Here is a 17,730-nt window from a genome sequence, read left to right on the forward strand (position 1 = left end):
TCCTTCGCTGACGGATCGGCGCTGACGGATCGGCGCTCGTGGATCGGCGGACGGGGTGACGCCCGTCACTGCTGCGGGTTCGTCCCTATTCCACCGCTATTCGTTGAGAATGTCAATGGTTAAGAACCTCCATCTATGCTGGGGGCACGGATTCCGTAGACTGGGGTCCCCGGCCCCAGGAGAGACGCTATGACCACGCCCACCGACCCGTCCGCCGGTCTCGAGCGCCTCCTCGAGGCGGAGCTGACGGCGGAGCCGGTCTTCCTGATGGCCCGCGCCGCCTCGACGGGCTCCTCGGCGGCCAATCGGAGGCTGGCGGAGCTGGAGCTGAAGGTGCGCCACTACTCGGTCCTGGCGCTGGCCTGCGGCGAGGAGCAGCTGACGCAGCGCGAGCTCAGCCAGTTCCTGGTGCTGGACCCCAGTCAGATCGTGGCCATCCTCGACGACCTCGAGCGGCGCGGCGCGGTGGAGCGCCGGACCGACCCGCGGGACCGCCGCTCGAAGATCATCGCCCCCACCGCCGCCGGCCGGGAGCTGTACGCCCGGGCCAGGGTCCTGGTGGAGAACTCCACCGCGGAGTCGCTCTCCCCGCTCTCCCCGGCGGAGCGGGAGGAGCTGTCCCGGCTGCTGAAGAAGGTGGCCTTCTGACGGACGGGTCCCCCGGCCCTCGACGACGCCGAGCCCCCGCCCCGCCCCCTCTCCCCGGTCGATCGGGGAGGGCGGTGACGAGGCGGGGGCTCGGTGCCGCAGGTGCTCCGCAGCGGGCGGCGTCAGTGCTCGTGGGTCTCCAGGTCGAAGTCCTTGGACTCACGGGTGAGCAGGATGAACACCGCGCTGACCACCGCCATCCCGGCCAGGTACCAGACCACGGGGGCGATGGCCTGCCCGGAGGAGGCGTAGATCGAGGCGAGGATCGTGGGGGTGAAGCCCGCCCCGATCAGGGTGGCGAACTGGTAGCCCAGTGACGCGCCGGTGTAGCGGGACGACGTGCCGAACTGCTCCGAGATGAAGGCCGCCAGCGGTCCGTAGATCGCGGCGTGGCAGGCCAGCCCGATGGTGAAGGTCGCGAAGATCAGCAGCACGTTGCCGGTGGCCAGCCAGGAGAACATGGGGAGGATGAGGGCGATGAACAGCACCAGCCCCACGACCATGACGGGGCGCCGGCCCAGCTGGTCGGACAGGCGGCCCATGCCGACCACGAAGAACACGCTGAGCACGGACGCGAGGGCGAAGGCGTAGAGGACCGGCTGCCGGTCGGCGCCGCGCTCGACCGCGTAGGCGACCGCGAAGGTGGCCAGGAAGACCTGGAGGGCGAACCCGGAGGCCCCCGCCAGCATCGTGTAGACCAGGGCGCGGGGGCGGCGCAGCACCTCGACGATGGGCACCTTGCGCTTGGCGGTGGGGCCCTCCGCGGCCTCCTTGGCCAGCGCGGCCTGGAAGATCGGGCTCTCGGACACCTGGGAGCGCACGAAGACGCCCACGGCCAGCAGCAGGACGGACAGCAGGAACGGGACGCGCCAGCCCCACGAGAGGAACTGCTCCTCCGGCATGGCGGCGAACAGGCCCAGGACGAAGGTGCCCAGCGCGGCACCGGTCGGGGCGCCGGCGTTGGTGAAGGACGCGGCGAACCCCCGCCTGCCCTTCGCGGAGTGCTCCAGGGCCATCAGTGCGGCCCCGCCCCACTCGCCGCCCACGGCGATGCCCTGGCACACCCGCAGGAGGATCAGGATGACCGCCCCCCAGGAGCCGATGACGGCGGCGCTGGGGATGAGGCCGATGAGCGTCGAGGCGATGCCCATGATCAGCATCGAGATGATGAGCATCTTCTTGCGGCCCAGGCGGTCGCCGAAGTGGCCGAAGACCGCCCCGCCCAGCGGGCGGGCCAGGTAGCCGGCGGCGAAGGTGCCGTACGCGGCGATGGTGCCGGCCAGCGGGTCGAGGTCGGTGAAGAACACGTAGGGGAAGACCAGGGCGGAGGCCGAGGCGTAGAGCAGGAAGTCGTAGAACTCGATGGTGGAGCCGAGGTAGCTGGAGAAGATGACCTTGCGCGCCTCTGTGTTCCTGGCGCGGGCGTCCAGGGACGCCAGGGTGCCGGGTGCTGCTGACATGGCGGTTCCTTGCTCTGGGGCGGAGAGAGTGGGTGTGCCGCCGGGACGGGGCTCCGGTGCGGCGGACGGGTCGGCCCCGGTCCTCGGGTGCGTCCGGGCGGTGGTGTGGGCCGACTCACAGTGCGACCATTGGAACAGCAATCAATTGAAGATGTCAACCATTGAGAAGATGACATAAGTGGGAAAGTCGCGCGGGGTCGGGTTCGCCCGGGGGCCTGGACAATGTGATCCAGCTCTCTCTACGCTGGGGGCTAATAGTGGAATTTTTCAACTATTGGCTTTGACGACTGTTTGAGGAGACGATCGCATGCGCAATCAGGGACTGGGATCCTGGCTCGTCCGGAGGCTCGAGAAGTCCGGGCCCAGGGCGGCCGTGATCCACGGCGAGCGCACGCTGACCTACCGGGAGCTGCACGACCGGTCCCGGCGCCTGGCCACAGCCCTGTCCGGCCGGGGCGTGGGCCCCGGGGACCGGGTGGCGTTCCTCGGGGAGAACAGCCCGGCCTTCCTGGAGTCGATGTTCGCCGCGGGAGCGCTCGGCGCGGTGCTCGTCCCCCTCAACACGCGCCTGGCCGTCCCCGAGATCCGCTACCAGCTCGAGGACGCGGACGTCTCGGTGCTGATCCACGACGCCGCCCTGACGGGCCTGGCCGCACCGGCCGCCCGGGACCTGCCGGACGTGGTCCGCTGGGTCGTGGCCGGGGAGGACGCGGCCGGGGAGGGCGCGGACGAGGTCCCCGCCCTCGGGGCGGTGATCGCGGCGGCCGAGCCCTGGACGGAGGACGTCCCGGTGGGCCTGGACGACCTCGCCGTGATCCTCTACACCTCCGGGACCACCGGCCGGCCCAAGGGCGCCTGTCTGACCCACGGGAACTTCACCTGGAACTGCTTCAACGTCCTGGTCGACTACGACGTGGCGGCCGACGACGTCGCGCTCATGATCTCCCCGATGTTCCACGTGGCCTCGCTCGGGATGGGGGTGCTGCCGACGCTGCTGAAGGGCGCCACGCTGGTGCTCGAGTCCAAGTTCGTGCCCGGCCGGGTGCTGGAGCTCATCGAGCGCCACCGCGTCACCTGGCTCTCCGGGGTGCCGACCACCTACCAGATGCTGTGCGAGCACCCGGACTGGGACACCACGGACCTCTCCTCCCTGCGCAAGCTCACCTGCGGCGGCTCCGCGGTGCCCATGCGGGTCCTGGACGCCTACGAGAACCGGGGACTGGCCTTCACCGCCAGCTACGGCATGACGGAGACCTCCCCGGGCGCCACCAACCTCCCCGCCGCGAAGTCCCGCGAGAAGGCGGGCTCCTCCGGGCTGCCGCACTTCTTCTCCGACGTGCGGATCGTGGACGCGGCGGGGGAGCCCGCGGCTCCCGGCGAGGCGGGGGAGATCCTGCTCTCGGGGCCCAACGTCATCCGGGAGTACTGGAACCGCCCCGACGCGGCGGGGTCCTTCGAGGGGGAGTGGTTCCACTCCGGGGACCTGGGCTACCTGGACGAGGACGGCTACCTGTTCGTCGCGGACCGGATCAAGGACATGATCATCTCCGGCGGGGAGAACATCTACCCGGCGGAGGTCGAGGCGGCCATCCTCGAGCTGCCGGAGGTGGCCGCTGTGGCGGTCATCGGCGTGCCCGACGAGAAGTGGGGCGAGGTGCCGCACGCCGTCGTCGTCCCCCGGGAGGGGCGGGAGCTCACCGCGGGGACGATCCAGGAGCACCTGGCCGGCCGGCTGGCCCGCTACAAGGTCCCCAAGACGCTGAGCCTCGTGGACGAGATGCCCCGCACCGCGTCCGGCAAGATCCGCAAGAACGTCCTGCGCGAGCAGGCCGCCGGCTGAGGCGCGGGACCGGTCGCGCGCCGTCCGGGCGTGGCCCGGCCGACCCGGTCCCGGGCCGGCCGTGGCGCTGCGCCCCGGCGGCACGGGCTCCGTGGGCCGGGAGGAAGCGGCCTGAGGGGCGCGCTGCGCGGCACCGCATGTGTCGCCGCAGGTCGGACGGGGGGTCACAGATGGGTCACGCCGCTGGATCGGCCCCCCGTGCCTGCATTAGCGTTCGGAAAAACGATCCGGGAGCGCGTCCCCGGTGTCGGGGGACAGGGGATTGGGGAAGCACATGCACAAGGTCATCGTGGTACTGGCGGCTCTCGCGGCGGCGGGGGTGTCGATCGGGCTGGCGGCGCCGGCCTGGGCGGCCACGCAGCTCCACGAGGACGGCACCGGCTTCGTGACCGCCGCCGACGCCCGGGCCGCGCTCGGCTGGGACGACGAGACGCTGCAGGCCAACGCGGCCTCGCTCGAGTTCGTGGCGGAGACCGAGTCGGTGACCGAGATCTCGTGGGAGTGCGTGAAGCCCGGGACCGCCGAGGTCCTGACGCGGCGGACGGATCTGGTGATCACCGAGACCCGGGGGATCGCGAGCACGCCGAGCACCCTGTGGTGGCGGACGGTCGTCGGCTTCCGGCTGGAGGGCTTCGACGGCCGGGGCGCCTCGAGCGCGGTTCCCGAGGGCCCCGCGCCCCACTCCTGCCCGGACCCCTCCTGGGTCCTGGTGTCGGAGAGCTCGCGGAGCGCAGAGCAGAAGGGCGAGCCGGTCCTGGCTGTCGTGCACGCCGGGGTGCAGCACCCGGTGCCGGTCGCGCTCCCGGTCCCGGTCGGCTGAGCGCGTTCAGCCGCGCGCCGCGACCAGCCGCTCGACGACGTCCCGGGCCGCCGCCACGATCCCGTCCACCTGTTCCGGGGTGACCTCGGCGGACAGCGTGAACCGGACCGCGGTGGTGGCGACCTCGGCGGGGAAGCCCATGGCGGTCAGCACGTGGGAGGGCTCGGTGTCCCCGGCCGCGCAGGCCGAGCCCGAGGAGACGAGCAGCCCGCGGGCCTCCAGATCCACCAGGACCGTCTCGCCGTTGACGCCGGGGAAGCAGAACGAGGCGTTGCCGGGCAGCCGCGCCGCCGGCCGCTCCCGGGGGTCCGGACCGGTCAGCACGGCCGACGGGACCGCGGACAGGATCCCGGTGATCAGCCGGTTCCGCAGCTCGGCCAGGCGCACCGACTTCGCCGCCCGCTCCTCGGCGGACAGCCGCAGGGCCGTGGCGAGGCCGACGGCGCCGGCCACGTTCGAGGTCCCGGAGCGCCGGCCGCGCTCGTGCCCGCCGCCGCTCAGCAGCGGGCGCAGGGGGGTCCCGCGGCGCAGGAACAGCACCCCCACGCCCTTGGGCCCCCCGATCTTGTGCCCGGCGAGGCTCAGCGCCGCCACGTCGAGCGCCTGTACGTCCAGTTCCAGCGACCCGGCCGTCTGGACCGCATCCGTATGGAACGGGACGTCCCGCGCCCGAGCCACCGCAGCCAGGTCGGCGATCGCCTGGACCGTACCCGTCTCGTTGTTCGCATGCATCACGGATACCACTGCGGTGCCCGGACGAACAGCCCTCTCCAGGGCGGCGGGGTCCACGAACCCCTCGGCGGACACGCCCAGCTCGGTGACGTCGAAGCCGTCCCAGCGGGCCAGGTCCCGGGCGGAGTCGAGCACGGCGTGGTGCTCGACGGCGCTCGTCACCACGTGCGTGCACGCGGGGTCCCGGTCCCGGCGGCCCAGGGCGATGCCCTTGACGGCCAGGTTGTCGGCCTCGGTCCCGCCGGACGTGAACACGACCTCGGCGGGCCGGCAGTTCAGCACCTGCGCGACCGTCGCCCGGGCCCGGTCCAGTCCGGCCAGCGCCCGCCGGCCCGCGTCGTGGTGGCTCGAGGCGTTGCCGAACTCCTGCGTGAGATAGGGCCACATGGCCTCCAGGACCTCCCGCCGGACGGGGGTGGTGGCGGCCGAGTCGAGGTACAGCACCGTCATCCCGTCCCGGTGCCGGTGCCGTGGCCGCTGCCGCTCCCGTTGCCGAGCCCGATGTCGAGGCCCAGGTCCAGGTTGCGGGCGGAGTGGGTGAGTGCGCCCACCGAGATGACGTCCACCCCGGTGGCCGCGATGTCCCCGACGGTCTCCAGGCTCACGCCGCCGGAGGCCTCGACGGTCGCCCGGCCGTCGATGATCGCCACGCCGCTCACGAGGTCGTCCAGCGAGAAGTTGTCGAGCAGGATCGTGTCCGCGCCGCCGGCCAGGACCGCCTCGATCTGGTCGAGCCGGTCCACCTCCACCTCGAGGTGCACCGTGTGGGGGAGACGACGGCGCAGCTGCCGCAGGGCGCCGGTCAGGTCGGTGCCGTCGGCCGTGAGCAGGGCCAGGTGGTTGTCCTTGGCCATCACGGCGTCCGAGAGGGAGTGCCGGTGGTTGTGCCCGCCCCCGCTGAGCACGGCGTGCTTCTCGAGCGCCCGCAGCCCGGGGGTGGTCTTGCGGGTGTCGGCCACTCGGGTGCGGGTGATCGTGCCGGACGGGAGGTTCGCGGCCTGCTCCACGCGGGCGACCGTCTCCTCGACGGCGGCGACGTAGCGGGCGGTCAGGGTGGCGATCCCGCACATCCGCTGGGTCAGGTTCAGGGCCACGCGCTCGCCGGTCAGCACGGCCCGGGCGGGACCGGTCACCACGGCCAGGGTGTCCCCGGCCTCGAAGCGGTCGCCCTCGGCGGAGACCAGCTCGACGGCCACCGCGGGGTCCGCGGCGGCGAACGTCGCGGCGAAGACCTGCCCGCCGGAGAAGACGCCGGCCTCGCGCGCCACGAGCTCGGCCCGGGCGGTGGTGCCGGCGGGGATGAGGTGCTCGGAGGTGATGTCGCCCCAGGGCGCGTCCTCGGCGAGCCCCCGCTCCACGACCTCGGTGATGGCGGCTCGGGTCAGCATGCGGGGATCCTCTCCGGTAGGTCGAACATGTCGATGGAAGTATGTGCCCTGGTCGGCGCCGGTTCGACGACCCCATCCGGGGCCGGCTCCAGCCGCCAGAACGTGCGCCGCGCGTGGGCAGGATCGAGCGCCGGGAAGTCCTCCCGGAAGTGGGCGCCCCGGGACTCGGTGCGGTGCAGGGCAGCGGCGGTCACGGCGCGTCCCACGGTCAGCAGGTTCTGGTCCTCCACTGCACGGCGGGAGAGACCGGCGGACGGGCGGAAGCCGGCCAGCCGCCGGGCCAGCGTCTCGAGCCGCGAACGGTCGCGCAGGACACCGGCGCCCGCCCACATGGCGTCCTGGAACTGCCCGCGGTCGAACGGCACGGCGTCCCTGTCGACCGGCACAGCCTCTTCGTCGACCGGGGCAGTGCTCCGGGACCGGGCGGCCGCGATCCTGGAACGACCGGCCGCCGGCAGGATCTCGGCGCGGTCGGGCAGGACGAGGCGCGCCGGGGCGTCGTCGGCCGCTCGGCCGGTTCCCGGCGCGTCCGTGCGCAGCGAGTCCGCCTGCAGTGCGTCGGCCACGCGGGCCCCGAAGACGGCGCCCTCCAGCAGCGAGTTGGAGGCCAGCCGGTTGGCGCCGTGCACGCCCGTGGCCGCGCACTCGCCCACGGCGTAGAGCCCCGGGACGGTGGTGCGGCCGAGGCCGTCGGTGGCCACGCCGCCCATCAGGTAGTGGGCCGCCGGGGTGACCGGGACCGGCTCGCGGGACCAGTCGAGGCCGTGGGCCCGCAGGGCGGCGTCGATCGTGGGGAAGCGCCGGGCGAGGAACTCGGCGGTCGTGCCGCCCCCGTGCGGGCCGGACGGCCTCAGCGCGGTGCAGTCGAGCAGGACCGGCCGGCCGCCCTGGGCCAGGGACCGGCGGACGTTCTCGCGGGCCACCACGTCGCGGGGGGCGAGCTCCGCGCGCGGGTGCACGTCTTCGAGGTAGCGCCGGCCCGTGCTGTCCCGCAGCACCGCGCCCTCCCCGCGGACGGCCTCGGAGACCAAGAAGCAGCCCGGAGCGGCGAGGGCGGTCGGGTGGAACTGCACGAACTCCAGGTCCGCCACGGCGGCGCCCGCCCGCAGGGCCGCGGCGATGCCGTCACCGGTGGCCACGGCCGGATTGGTGGTGTGGGGGTAGAGCTGTCCGGCGCCGCCGGTCGCGAGCACCACGGCGTCCGCAGGCAGCTCGTGCAGCCGGTCCCCGGGACCCGCCAGGACGAGGGCCCCGGCCGCGCGGCCGCCGGGGGCGAGCACGAGGTCGACCAGCATGGTGTGCCGCAGGACCGTCAGGCGCCCGGCGGTCTCGGCCGCCAGCGCGGCGGCGAGGAGGGCGCGCTGGATCTCGCGGCCGGTCGCGTCGCCGCCGGCGTGCAGGATCCGGGGCACGGAGTGGGCGCCCTCGAGACCCTCGAGCCAGGGGGAGTCCGGTCCGGCCGCGCGGTCGAGGGCCACACCGCGCGCCACGAGCTCGTCGATCGCGGCCGCCGAGTCGCGCACGAGGACGCGCACGGCGTCGTCGTCGCACGTCCCCGCCCCCGCGGCGAGGGTGTCCTGGACGTGCAGCTCCTCGGAGTCGCGGGGCTGGCCGGCCGGGAGCGCGGCCGTCATGGCCGCGATCCCGCCCTGCGCGCGGGCCGTGCCGGTCTCGTCCAGGGCGTCCTTGCCCAGCAGCGTCACGTCGAGACCGTGGCCCGCGGCGCGCAGGGCCGCGGTGAGGCCGGCGATGCCGCTGCCCACCACGAGCACGCGCGGTGCCGGGTGCGTGCTCACCGCGGCAGCGCCGCCAGCATCCGCTCGAGCGCCACCTCGGCGTCCCGGGCGGTCGCGGCGTCCACGGAGATCCGGTTGATCACGCGCCCGGCCACGAGCTCCTCGAGCACCCACGCGAGGTAGCCGGGGTGGATCCGGTACATCGTGGAGCACGGGCAGATCACCGGGTCCAGGCAGAAGATCGTGTGCTCGGGGTGCTGGTCGGCGAGCCGGTTGACCATGTTGATCTCGGTGCCGATCGCGAAGGTGCTGCCGGGCCCGGCGGCGTCGATTGCCTTGCGGATGTGGTCGGTGGAGCCGTTCTCGTCGGCGGCGTCGACCACGGGCATGGGGCACTCGGGGTGCACGATCACCCGCACGCCGGGGTGCTCGGCGCGGGCCTTGTCGATCTGGGCCACGGTGAAGCGGCGGTGCACGGAGCAGAAGCCGTGCCAGAGGATCACCTCGGCATCCTGCAGGTCCTGCGCGGTGTTCCCGCCGAGGTCCTTGTGGGGGTTCCACATCGGCATCCGCTCGAGCGGGATCCCCATGGCCTTGGCGGTGTTGCGGCCCAGGTGCTGGTCCGGGAAGAACAGCACCCGCCGACCGCGCTCGAAGGCCCACTCCAGGACGGTCGCGGCGTTGGAGGAGGTGCACACGATGCCGCCGTGCCGGCCGCAGAACGCCTTGAGCGCCGCGGAGGAGTTCATGTACGTCACGGGGACCACGGTCTGCCGGCCGTCGTCGTCGGTCTCCCCGAGGACGTCCATGAGCTGCTCCCAGGCCTCCTCGACGGAGTCCTCGTCGGCCATGTCCGCCATGGAGCAGCCGGCGGCGAGGTTGGGCAGGATCACGGACTGGTGCTCGCCGGAGAGGATGTCGGCGGTCTCGGCCATGAAGTGCACGCCGCAGAACACGATCGCCTCGGCCTCCGGCCTGCTCCTGGCGGCGCGGGCCAGCTGGAACGAGTCGCCGAGGAAGTCGGCGTGCTTGACGATCTCGTCCCGCTGGTAGAAGTGCCCGAGCACCACCACGCGCTCGCCGAGGGTCTGCTTGGCGGCGGTGATCCGCCGGTCGAGCTCCTCGGCGGAGGCGTGCTGGTACTCCTCGGGGATCACGGGCTGGGCGGGGGCGCCGGCGGGCACCACGTCGTCCTCGGAGGCCCCGGGGCCGTAGCCGGCGGAGACGGCGGGTGCGAAGTCCCAGGGGTTCGCGGAGAGGTCGGTGCTGCAGGTGCTCGGGGCCGGGGCGGTTCCCGGCAGGCCGGCCGGCTTCCCGGTCAGCAGGTCGATGCGGGTGGCGACGGAGGTCATGTCTGCTCCTGGGTGCTGCGGCCGGCCGGGGTGCGGTCGGCGAGGTCGAGGTCGTGGTTGTAGCGGTAGAGCCGGGGCGGGCGATGACGCGTGCCCTCCAGGCGGGTGCCGGTGTCGAGGACGGCGCCGGACGCGAGCACCTGGCGCCGGAAGTTGGCCGGGTCCAGGGGGGTGCCGAGGATCGCCTCGTGCACCTCACGCAGGGCGGCGAGGGTGAAGGTCTCGCCGAGGAAGGAGTGGGCCACGCGGCTGTAGGTGATCTTGTTGCGCAGCCGGTAGAGGGCGTAGTCCACGATGTCGCTGTGGTCGAACGCCAGCGGCGGCAGCTCGGTGGTGCGCATCCACGTGACGTTGAGGTCGGCGTGGAGGTCGGAGGTCTGGTCGGTGCGGATCGAGGCCCAGTAGACGATCGAGACGACGCGCTCCTCGGCGTTCGCCGAGCGGGTCAGGCCGCCGAAGGCGTAGAGCTGCTCGAGGTAGCCGGGCTGCAGACCGGTGGTGAGCTGCAGGGACCGGGCGGCGGAGGCCTCGAGGTCCTCGTGCGGCTGGAGCGGCCCGCCGGGCAGGGCCCACATCCCCCGGAAGGGGTCGCGGATGCGGCGGACGAGGGGCAGCCAGAGTTCCTTGCCGCCGTCGGGGCCGGTGTCGCGGGCGGCGAAGATGACGGTCGACACCGCCAGTTCCACGTTCTGCGCGGTCATCGTCACCTCCCTTACGTCCAGTGGCTTCTGGTTGCAGCGACTATAACACTGTTCGAGTCGGAGTGACATTAACGAAGTCGTGACCATGGTGCCGCTGACCAGGCCCCATGAAAACGCGGGTTTCAGCGTGTCCACAGGGGTTGCTCCCGCACAGTGGGGGGCGCTTACCATCTGACCCATCCAGCCGGCCCGTCCGGCCGTGGCAGAGCGAAGCGGGGAACTTCATGGTGCGGTCCAGCCCAGTCGGCACGGTGGTCGGGGGCGTCGCCCTGGCGGCACTGCTCCTCACGGGATGCGGTCCCGACGACGACGACGGCGCCGCGGCGTCCTCTTCCAGCACTGCCTCATCGGCTGCGGCGAGCTCATCGGAGCCTGGTCCGGACGCCACTCCCGCCGACTACGTGCCGGCCTCGCTCGACGGGCCCGCGCAGAACGTGCCGAAGCCCGTCATGCCGGACCTGGCGAAGGAGGAGTCCCGGGACGGGGCGCAGGCCTTCCTCGACTACTGGTCCGACGCGAAGTGGTACGCCTATCAAACGGGAGATACATCCTATGCACGCGACATCATCAATGATAATTGCGAAGTCTGCTTAGACGAATTGGATGAAATCGAAAAACTTTACGAGTCCAACGCTTGGGCGGTTGATGGGCGCGAAACCATCAAAATGCGCGAAGATGGATTCGTGCGAGCATCAGATGGAATTTATAAGCCGGTAGTTGCGTCAGTATATGACGGGATTAAAATAGTTGACTCCGGAGAAATCGTCCATGAAGAGCCTTCAAAAAATGACTCGGAAGACGTTTTCTTGATCTATATGGACTATGCAGAAGGAGCCTGGACTTATATTACTGCTGCGCCGTTGCCCGGTTCGGAGTCAAAGTGAAACTTTGGCCGATATTTACGATTTCGATAGTGGTGCATTCGCTAGTTCTAACCGTCTCAAGTCCAGTGTTGGCAGATTCCCAAGTCGATGACTTTGACCCATCAAAGCTGGGTGGAGGGCTCGAAATGGAGAGGAGGATGAGTGGTCGAGATGGCTCATCGGCATATGCGAAAGGAAATGAAATACGCTTGAGAGCTGAGCGTGAGGGTGTGGCCATTTCTGTGCCTGGGTCTTTAGATACGCAACCAGAGTTGAAAGCAACCGCCCCGGTTGACTACGACCCGGACGAGGACCCCGCTTTTCAGAAGGCCCTCCGCCAGTACCTGAGCGACCAGGGCGTCGACCGGCCGTTCAACCCGGACACGATCGCGCAGTCGAAGCAGCAGACGTTCGGTCTGCAGAACCCGTGCACCAACCGGACCGGCGACATCCTCGAGGACTGCCTGGCCGAGCGGGACTGCACCACGGCCGACGGTGGGGAGGGCGTCTACATGAACGTCGTCGTCCGGCAGGGGGAGGGGCCCAGCACGCCGTGGGGCGAGCCGATGTGCGTGGCGGTCGCCGAGGCGGAGGGCGGCGAGGAGGTCGTGGAGCTGCCGACCTTCACCCTGCAGGACTTCAGGACGCTCGCCGTCGCGCCCGCGGCCAGTGCCGTCCAGCCCGCGCCCGACACGCTGCGGGGCATGCACACCAACGTCTGGGCGGAGGCCCGGCCCCAGCAGTTCAGCACCGAGCTGGGTGGTTTCCCGGTCGAGGTGCGCGCCGTGCCGGTCCACTACGCATGGGACTACGGCGACGGGACCGTGCTCGGGCCGACCGAGCTCAGCGGCGCCCCGCTCGCGGAGGGGGCGTGGGACGTGGAGACCGACACCAGTCACGTCTACACGGAGACGGGTGACTACGCCGTCTCGCTCACCACCTGGTTCTCCGGCGAGTACTCCGTGGCGGGTGGACCATGGCTGCCCGTGGCGGGGCTCAACGACGTCGCGAGCGCGCCCGTGCCGATCAGCGTCTGGCGCTCCACGGTGCGCAACTACGCGGACGACTGCCTCGAGAACCCGCAGGGCACCGGCTGCTGATTTCCGCGCCGGCCGGTACGCCGTCGGATCCTGGTGGGATGATCGCTGCACATGGTTCTCCGGCTCCCGGAGCACCCGGTCAGCGGTCCCGCCGGTGCTCGTGCGCCGGGCGAGGAAAGGGGCGGAACAGTGACGATCTCCGGTCCGTGGGTGCTCCACTTCAGCTGGGGCTGCACCGACGACTACGGCAGGGTGGGCCTCGTGTTCGACCCGGACGGCACCTTCTCGGGCGGGGGGTTCTCCGGCGCCTGGCGGCAGCAGGACGGCACCCTGCTGCTCCGCTTCGCCGACGGTCCCGCGCAGTACGGCGGCACGGTCACCGGCACCGCGGGAGCAGGAGCGATGTCCTCCTTCGACGGCTCGCCGGGCGGCTGCTGGTACCTGGCCAGGCAGGGATCCGCCGGCGGGCCGGGATCCGCGGACAGCAGCGCCGGGCAGCCGGCGGACGTCGCCGGGCGGAGGCTGGACTCCGCGGGGACGGCGCCCGGTGCGCCGGACGGCCCGGGGACGGCGCCCGGTGAGCTGGACGCCGCGGGCAACCGGATCTGATGCGGAGAGGTGGGGAAGCGATGACCACGGACCACGGACACGGGCACCGGCACGGAGCGTTCTGCGGGGTCATCCCGCCGTACGTGCACGAGCAGATGGCGGTGCACGGGGACGAGCAGACCCGCAGGAACGCCCTGGCCGCACTGGCCGTGGACACCACGGTCCGGGCGGAACGGCTGATCGCGGACCTCACTGCGCGGTCCGTCGCGGCGCAGGCGACCGCCCACAGGGAGCGGAAGATCCACTCGGCCGGCAACACCGCGGAGCTCCCGGGGACGCTCGTGCGCTCGGAGGGAGCCCCCGCCAGCGGGGACCCCGCCGTGGACGAGGCGTACGACGGGCTGGGCTCCACGTTCGACCTCCTGCAGGAGGTCTTCGGGCGCAACTCCCTCGACGACGCCGGCATGCCCCTGCTCGGCACGGTGCACTACCAGGAGAAGTACAACAACGCGGCGTGGGACGGCCGGCAGATGATCTTCGGGGACGGCGACGGCCAGTACTTCAACCGCTTCACCGCCGCCGTGGACGTCATCGGGCACGAGCTCGCGCACGGCATCACCACGCACGAGTCCGACCTGCTGTACATGTACCAGTCCGGGGCGCTCAACGAGCACTTCTCCGACGTCATCGGGGCCATGGTCAAGCAGTACGTGGCCGTTCCCCGCCAGACGGCGGCGGACGCCGACTGGATCATCGGTGCAGGCCTGTTCACGAGCGCCGTCAACGGGGTGGGCCTCCGCTCGATGAAGGCACCCGGCACCGCGTTCGACGACGACGTGCTCGGCAAGGACCCGCAGCCGGACCACATGTCCCGCTTCGTGCACACCCTGGACGACAACGGCGGGGTGCACATCAACTCCGGCATCCCGAACCGGGCGTTCTGCATCGCGGCGACCGGACTGGGCGGCCACAGCTGGGACAGGGCCGGCCGGATCTGGTACGCCGCGATGCGTGATCCCGAGCTGCGGCGCCTGCGGTGGGTCGCGCAGTTCAAGGACTTCGCGGGCCTCACGATCGAGCACGCCGCCGCCCTGTTCGGACCCGCGGAGCAGGCCGTGGTGGCGGACGCCTGGCAGCAGGTGGGGGTCGCGCCCGAGGCGGCCCGGTCCGTGGGCGCCCTCGCGGACGAGTGGGTGCTCCAGTACAGCTGGGGCTGCACGGACTCCTCCGCGCGGGTGCATCTGACCTTCCACGACAACGGCTCGTTCACCGGAGAGCTGTCCGGCCAGTGGCACCAGCAGGACGGCACCCTGCTCCTGTCCTTCGACGCCGGTGCGGCCCGGTACGCCGGCACCCTGGTGGGCGACGTCGCCACGGGCGCCATGACCACGTTCGACGGAGCGGACGGGTGCTGGCGCCTGACCCGGAAGGGCGCCGCGGGTATAGTCGGGAACTGATTCCTCACCGGCCCCGCCGGTCCCCGCGCGGGCCCGGTCTTGGCCACCCGCGTCCGACGGAGGGACGGTGCCGTCCATGGCGAGAGTCAGCTACCGCCTCGAGGGAGGCCTCGCGTACTTCCCCGGCCTGGCCGTGGAGCGGAGCTTCGAGACCGAGTCCCTGCCCCGGGCGCAGCAGGACGCGCTCCTCGACCTCTTCGAGACCGTCCTGGCGCACCGGCTGGGATCGACCGCCCCGACGACCCGTCAGGGAGCGGCCGACCAGCAGTCCTACGTGATCGAGGTCCAGGAGAGCTCCGGCGTCCGGCGCCTCGTGGTGAGCGAGTTCGACCAGGACCCGGCGGCGCAGGAGCTCGTGGCGCGGCTGCGCGACTGCGCCGACCGGTGCGAGCCCGGCGGGGGTCAGTGAGGCGGACCCGGAGCGGCACCCGCAGGGCGGCACGGCACGGATCGCCGGACCGCCCGGAGGTCATCCGGGGTCATTCCCGTCACTGAAGATGCTCCTGGGGTGCGGCGTTAGCCCCCGCAAAGACATCGGCCCTTATCAGAGGGCTCTTGCGTGGCTACACTCGGCCGGACGTCACCGCCGCGCCCACCGCCAGGAGCCCCAGATGTCCCACCGATCGCGCGCTCGTTCCGTCACCCTGCTCACGGCGGCCGCTCTGGTCGTGTCGGGGGGCCCGGCCCTCGCGGTCGGGCCTCCGCGGGTGCTGCAGCAGCCCGGTGCTCCTCCCGTGGTGCCTGCCGCCGAGCAGGTGGCGGCCACGGCCGAGACCTACCCGGAGGCGGACACGAACGTCTACACCGTCTCGGTCACCCGCAACGGAGTTCCCGAGGAGCGCGACAGCTTCGCCCCGGACGTGCAGGAGGTGGTCGACGCCGCGCTGGACGACCTGAAGTCCCTGGGCTCCTCTCCCGGTGCCCCGCTGCTCGTCCTCAACCCCTTCGGCACCAACACCACCGGCGTGCACGCCCAGTTCGAGACCGAGGGCAGCGGCACCCTGACGTACACCGTCAGCTCTCCCGGCACCGAGGACTTCACGCGCGTCGCCAAGGACCACGACCCGAGCGCCGCGTCGTTCGAGGGGCAGCTCATCGGGGTGGTCCCGGGCGCCGAGAACACCGTGACCACCACCTGGCAGCCCGACGACGGCGGACCCACGGAGTTCTCGTTCACCATGACCGCTCCACCGAGCGCCTCGGGCGACCGCACGACCCTCGACCGCACCGTGGAGGGCAACGCCGAGGAGCTCACCGAGGGCCTGTTCGCCGTCATGGGCCTGAAGCGCCACCTCGACTACACCCTGCTCTACGACAACGCGGGGGTGCTGCGCGCCGAGTTCGACCTCGACGGCTACCGCACGGACCGGCTGGAGTTCTACGGCGACACCATGGTGACCACCGTCGGCAGGAACGAGGTCGCCCGGATCGACGGCCTCGGCCGGGTCGTGGCCACCCACGTCCTGGCGGGCTTCGAGATGCACCACGACTTCGACGTCACCGACGACGGCAAGCTCGTGATCCTGGCGACGGAGACCGCCAAGGGCAGTGTGGAGGACGTCCTGGTGTCCCTGGACCTCGAGACCGGGACCTACGAGAAGACGGTCGACTTCACGGAGCTCCTCGCCGATTACAAGTCCCGCACCCAGCCCTACGGCCCGGGGTTCTACGGTCCGGGCGAGGTGGACGACTGGCTGCACCTGAACTCGGTCGACTGGTCCCCGGACGGCGACTCCGTGATCGTCAGCGCGCGCGAGAACTCCGCGATCCTGAAGGTCGACGACGTCCACGGGAACCCCGCGGTCGACTACATCATCGGTCAGCGGGAGGTCTGGGCCGGCACCGAGGCCGAGGACCTGCTCCTCGAGAAGGCGGGGGACTTCCCCGACACCGGCGGACAGCACTCGGTGGTGCGCCACGACGACGCGGCGCTGGCGGACGGCCAGTACTACCTCACGATGTTCGACAACTCGTTCTGGAGCATGGGCAGCCGTCCGGACTACACCGGTCCCGTGCCCGCGGGGACCTCCCCGGTGGCCACGGCGGACCCCTCACTCCGCTCGGAGTACCGGAAGTACCTCGTCGACGAGAACGCGGGGACCTACACCGAGGTCGAGACCGTCGCCGTGCCCTACTCCGCGATCGTCAGCAACGTGCAGGACCTCGGCGGTCCGCTCGTGGTCAACAGCGGCCAGGCCCTGACGTTCGCCGAGCACGACGCCCAGCGCCAGGTCATCGCCCGCTTCGACTACGCCCTCGAGGGGCCGACCGAGGACGACTTCGCCTACCGGGTGCTGAAGTACGGGTTCGACGACTTCTGGTTCGCCGCGCCCTGAGCCGGCGCACTCGCGCCGGCGGACACGGGCGGCACCACCGGGCCACCGGGGCCACCGCCCAGGAAACCTGCTTCAGCTCGGGTTCAGCAGGAGGTGGTTGGCTGAGTGGTGCGAGGGGGAATCCCCGGGACACAGGGAGAAGCTGACGGTCCCGGTCGAGGGTTGGAGAGCCGCGACCGGGACCCGTCCCGGAGGCCGGACCCCGTGCGCGTCCGAGGAGTTCGCGCGCGGGGCCCGGACCCTCGCCCGCAGGGTCGGGGTTCCGTAGAGTGCGAGACCTGGCACCGGAAGCAGGCCCTGCCTCCCGGTGCGCAGTGCAGGACGTCCCGCTCGAAGCGCCACCCCGACGACACCGGAGAACACCGTGCCCATCAGCGCCACCGACTACGCCCACGTCCGGCTCACGGTCACCGACATCGAGCGCTCCCGCGCCTTCTACGACGCCGTATTCGGCTTCCCGGTCGCCTTCGAGGCTCCCCCGGCGGACGCCGACCAGGAGACGAAGGACCAGTTGTCCTTCCTCTTCGGAGGCGTGATCTACCGGTTCGGCGGTGGACTCCTGGGCCTCCGGCCGGTGGCGCCGGACGGGGACCGGCACGACGAGGACCGGGTGGGCCTGGACCACCTGTGCTTCACCGTGGCGTCGCTGGCCGACCTCCGGGACGCCGTCGTCGTCCTGGACGACCTGGGGATCGCCCACGGGGGGATCAAGGACATCGGCGTGGGCCAGATCCTGGAGTTCCGCGACCCGGACGACATCGCCCTGGAGCTCCTCGCCCCGGCCGACGGCCCCCGGGACGCCTGAGCC

Annotated in this window: 16 protein-coding genes; 10 read left to right on the top strand and 6 right to left on the bottom strand. The window is 71.7% G+C overall.

What is annotated here, in order from left to right:
• Nucleotides 1–189: 189 nt before the first annotated feature.
• Nucleotides 190–648, top strand: a complete 459-nt coding sequence (locus tag ACZ2G1_RS12345; RefSeq protein ID WP_017831751.1) for a MarR family winged helix-turn-helix transcriptional regulator — start codon at nt 190–192, stop codon at nt 646–648.
• Between the two features lie 122 nt (nt 649–770).
• Here ACZ2G1_RS12345 and ACZ2G1_RS12350 read toward each other — a convergent pair whose 3' ends face one another.
• Nucleotides 771–2,108 (bottom strand): MFS transporter, encoded by a 1,338-nt coding sequence (locus tag ACZ2G1_RS12350; protein ID WP_017831752.1) that lies wholly within the window; start codon nt 2,106–2,108, stop codon nt 771–773.
• 307 nt (nt 2,109–2,415) lie between these two features.
• Here ACZ2G1_RS12350 and ACZ2G1_RS12355 point away from each other — a divergent pair, with 307 nt between their 5' ends.
• Nucleotides 2,416–3,948: an acyl-CoA synthetase gene (locus tag ACZ2G1_RS12355; RefSeq protein ID WP_470376877.1), complete on the top strand. Its 1,533-nt coding sequence runs from the start codon at nt 2,416–2,418 to the stop codon at nt 3,946–3,948.
• A gap of 274 nt (nt 3,949–4,222) precedes the next feature.
• Nucleotides 4,223–4,768 carry a hypothetical protein gene (locus ACZ2G1_RS12360; RefSeq protein WP_017831755.1) on the top strand — a complete coding sequence of 182 codons (546 nt, stop codon included), beginning with the start codon at nt 4,223–4,225 and terminating at the stop codon, nt 4,766–4,768.
• Nucleotides 4,769–4,774: 6 nt separating this feature from the next.
• Here the strand turns inward: ACZ2G1_RS12360 and ACZ2G1_RS12365 are convergent, their stop codons facing one another.
• Genes ACZ2G1_RS12365 through ACZ2G1_RS12385 form a run of 5 tightly spaced genes read right to left on the bottom strand, consistent with a single transcriptional unit; the run spans nt 4,775 to nt 10,677 of the window.
• The gene (locus ACZ2G1_RS12365; RefSeq protein ID WP_109268909.1) at nt 4,775–5,944 is read right to left on the bottom strand and encodes a cysteine desulfurase family protein; all 1,170 of its coding nucleotides are present in this window, start codon (nt 5,942–5,944) and stop codon (nt 4,775–4,777) included.
• Nucleotides 5,945–5,946: 2 nt separating this feature from the next.
• Complete coding sequence (gene nadC / locus ACZ2G1_RS12370) at nt 5,947–6,888, bottom strand: carboxylating nicotinate-nucleotide diphosphorylase (RefSeq protein ID WP_109243552.1); 942 nt, start codon at nt 6,886–6,888, stop codon at nt 5,947–5,949.
• Nucleotides 6,882–8,684: an L-aspartate oxidase gene (gene nadB / locus ACZ2G1_RS12375; RefSeq protein ID WP_470376878.1), complete on the bottom strand. Its 1,803-nt coding sequence runs from the start codon at nt 8,682–8,684 to the stop codon at nt 6,882–6,884. Before nadB ends, nadC begins: the two co-directional genes overlap by 7 nt.
• Nucleotides 8,681–9,976, bottom strand: coding sequence for a quinolinate synthase NadA (nadA, locus tag ACZ2G1_RS12380; protein WP_470376879.1), 1,296 nt, complete (start codon nt 9,974–9,976; stop codon nt 8,681–8,683). The genes nadB and nadA overlap by 4 nt, the downstream gene beginning before the upstream one ends.
• Nucleotides 9,973–10,677, bottom strand: coding sequence for an NUDIX hydrolase (locus tag ACZ2G1_RS12385; RefSeq protein ID WP_368811810.1), 705 nt, complete (start codon nt 10,675–10,677; stop codon nt 9,973–9,975). The genes nadA and ACZ2G1_RS12385 overlap by 4 nt, the downstream gene beginning before the upstream one ends.
• Before the next feature lie 224 nt (nt 10,678–10,901).
• On the opposite strand from ACZ2G1_RS12385, the gene ACZ2G1_RS12390 reads away from it, so the two are divergent.
• The 7 genes from ACZ2G1_RS12390 to ACZ2G1_RS12420 all read left to right on the top strand — a co-directional run bounded on the left by ACZ2G1_RS12390 (nt 10,902) and on the right by ACZ2G1_RS12420 (nt 17,727).
• The gene (locus ACZ2G1_RS12390) at nt 10,902–11,561 is read left to right on the top strand and encodes a DUF6318 family protein (RefSeq protein ID WP_470376880.1); all 660 of its coding nucleotides are present in this window, start codon (nt 10,902–10,904) and stop codon (nt 11,559–11,561) included.
• A 251-nt stretch (nt 11,562–11,812) separates the two neighbouring features.
• Nucleotides 11,813–12,640: a PKD domain-containing protein gene (locus tag ACZ2G1_RS12395; RefSeq protein ID WP_470376881.1), complete on the top strand. Its 828-nt coding sequence runs from the start codon at nt 11,813–11,815 to the stop codon at nt 12,638–12,640.
• 129 nt (nt 12,641–12,769) lie between these two features.
• Nucleotides 12,770–13,189 (top strand): hypothetical protein, encoded by a 420-nt coding sequence (locus tag ACZ2G1_RS12400; protein WP_017831762.1) that lies wholly within the window; start codon nt 12,770–12,772, stop codon nt 13,187–13,189.
• Nucleotides 13,190–13,209: 20 nt separating this feature from the next.
• Entirely contained in the window at nt 13,210–14,586 is a 1,377-nt protein-coding gene (locus ACZ2G1_RS12405) for a M4 family metallopeptidase (RefSeq protein WP_115163262.1), read from the top strand.
• A gap of 76 nt (nt 14,587–14,662) precedes the next feature.
• Nucleotides 14,663–14,995, top strand: a complete 333-nt coding sequence (locus tag ACZ2G1_RS12410; RefSeq protein ID WP_126346755.1) for a protealysin inhibitor emfourin — start codon at nt 14,663–14,665, stop codon at nt 14,993–14,995.
• A 202-nt stretch (nt 14,996–15,197) separates the two neighbouring features.
• Nucleotides 15,198–16,922, top strand: coding sequence for an aryl-sulfate sulfotransferase (locus ACZ2G1_RS12415; protein ID WP_470376882.1), 1,725 nt, complete (start codon nt 15,198–15,200; stop codon nt 16,920–16,922).
• 364 nt (nt 16,923–17,286) lie between these two features.
• On the top strand, nt 17,287–17,727 hold the full coding sequence (locus ACZ2G1_RS12420) for a VOC family protein (RefSeq protein WP_470376883.1): 441 nt from the start codon (nt 17,287–17,289) through the stop codon (nt 17,725–17,727).
• Nucleotides 17,728–17,730 lie beyond the last annotated feature (3 nt).

The organism is Kocuria sp. KKT182 (assembly GCF_055635395.1).